Source organism: Streptomyces beijiangensis (genome assembly GCF_017315755.1).
GTDB classification, from domain to species: domain Bacteria; phylum Actinomycetota; class Actinomycetes; order Streptomycetales; family Streptomycetaceae; genus Streptomyces; species Streptomyces beijiangensis.
This window is the reverse complement of record NZ_JAFLRJ010000155.1, coordinates 1-1653: the sequence shown is the minus strand read 5'-3', so window position 1 is coordinate 1653 and position 1653 is coordinate 1. Positions and strand designations below refer to the sequence as shown.

General features: G+C 74.7%; 1 protein-coding gene. It reads left to right on the top strand.

Annotation, left to right across the window (positions count from 1 at the left end):
• Positions 1 to 1403: asparagine synthase-related protein (locus J0695_RS17125; RefSeq protein WP_242552784.1), on the top strand; the 1403-nt coding region annotated here is incomplete at its 5' end.
• Positions 1404 to 1653: the final 250 nt, after the last annotated feature.

Below are 1653 nucleotides of genomic sequence, written 5' to 3'. Positions count from 1 at the left end.
AAACCCCGCTCCCCGACCCGGGACCCGTCCCCGGCATGGGCCCCGCCGAGCGGCGCGCCGCCCGAGGGGGCGGACCCGCGCCCGGCATCGGCGCCGACCTCTCCGGCGGCAGCGCATCGGCCACCCTCGCGCTGCTCGCGGCGGGCCTGCCGGGCGTGCCGGGGACGATCCTCGGCCACGGCACAGGAGCAGGCGAACGCCTCCTGGCCGTCACCTTCAACGACCTCCTCGCGCAGGACCGCGAACCCGAGCTCGAACGGGCGGGAGCCATCGCGGCCAACCCCCGCCTGCACCACGTGGTCGTCGCGGCGGGCGAAGAGGCCCTCCCGTACGCCGACTTGGAGACGGGCCCCCTCACCGACGAACCGGGCCCCTCCCTCATCACGGCCGAACGCCACCGCCGCCGCCTCTCCTCCGGCAGCGCCGACCACTTCGTCGGCGACGGCGCACGCCAGGTCCTCGACGCCCACCCGGCGCGCCTCGCCGACCTCCTGATGGACCGTCGCCGCCGCCACCTGATCCGCCCGGTGACAGCACTCGCCCGGGCCGACGGCTCGCTGCTCCTCCCCTTCACCCTCTACCGGGCGGCCCGCCGCCTCTCCCGTACGCCCTACCGCGCCGGCATCGAAGCGACGGCCGAGGCCCTGCTCCACCACCGTTTCCCGCCCGAGGGCACCACTCTGGACGTCACCCTGGCGGCGCTCACCTGGGCACGGCCAGGACCCGCGGCCCGCTGGCTGACGGGCGAGGCACTGGCCGAGGTCTCCTTACGCCTCCAGGCGTCCGCGAGCCGCCCAACCTCCGTCCAGCGCCCCGGCGAGGCCCGCGCCCGCGCCTCGCTCGCCCGTTACGCGTCGGACCACCGGGTCTTCGAACAGGCGGCAGAGGTGCGGAGCCAGCGCCTGCACGCGCCGTTCCTGGACAACCAGGTCGTACGGGCCTCGCGCGCACTCCCCGAATCCCTCCGCGTCCAGCCGGGAGCGCGCAGCGAGATCCTCCGCAAGGTCCTCTCCGGGGCAGGGGTACGCGACCTCCCCACGGGCTGGGGAGCCACCTCCCAGGCGAGCTCGGCGGCCGCACTCAGGACGGGCCTGCGCTCCTCCGTCTCCACCCTGATCGAACTCTTCGACGCCCCGCTCCTGGCGGACGCGGGCCTGATCGAGGCAAGAGTGGTCCGCAAGGCGCTCCGCGCGGCCTCGGAGGGCGAACCACTGCCCCTGGACGGCCTGGCCGACCTGATCTCCACGGAGCTCTGGCTGCGCCGCCTCCTCTCCCGCAGAGGCACCTGCTGGACGGGCACGGCGGCGCCGCGCCAGAGGGCGGTGGCAGGCGGAGTGGTCCCGAGCCAGTCGGGAATCCGAAGCACGCCGAGATCAGCCCTCTCAAGCCCAACAGGCGACTGACGACCGGCCCCTCTCAAGCCCGTCCGGCGATTGAGCGGAGCCCCCGAAACCACCCGCGAACCCGTCACAATGACCTCGTGCGGTACCTAATCCTGGGCGCCACAGAGGCGCGAAACGACACCAACACCACCCTCCCCATCGGCGGCCCCCGCCTCCGTGCACTCCTGGCTGCCCTCGCGCTGAACCCCGGCCGCGCCACCCCCGCCCAGGACCTCATCGAGACCGTCTGGGCGGCCGACCCGCCCCACGA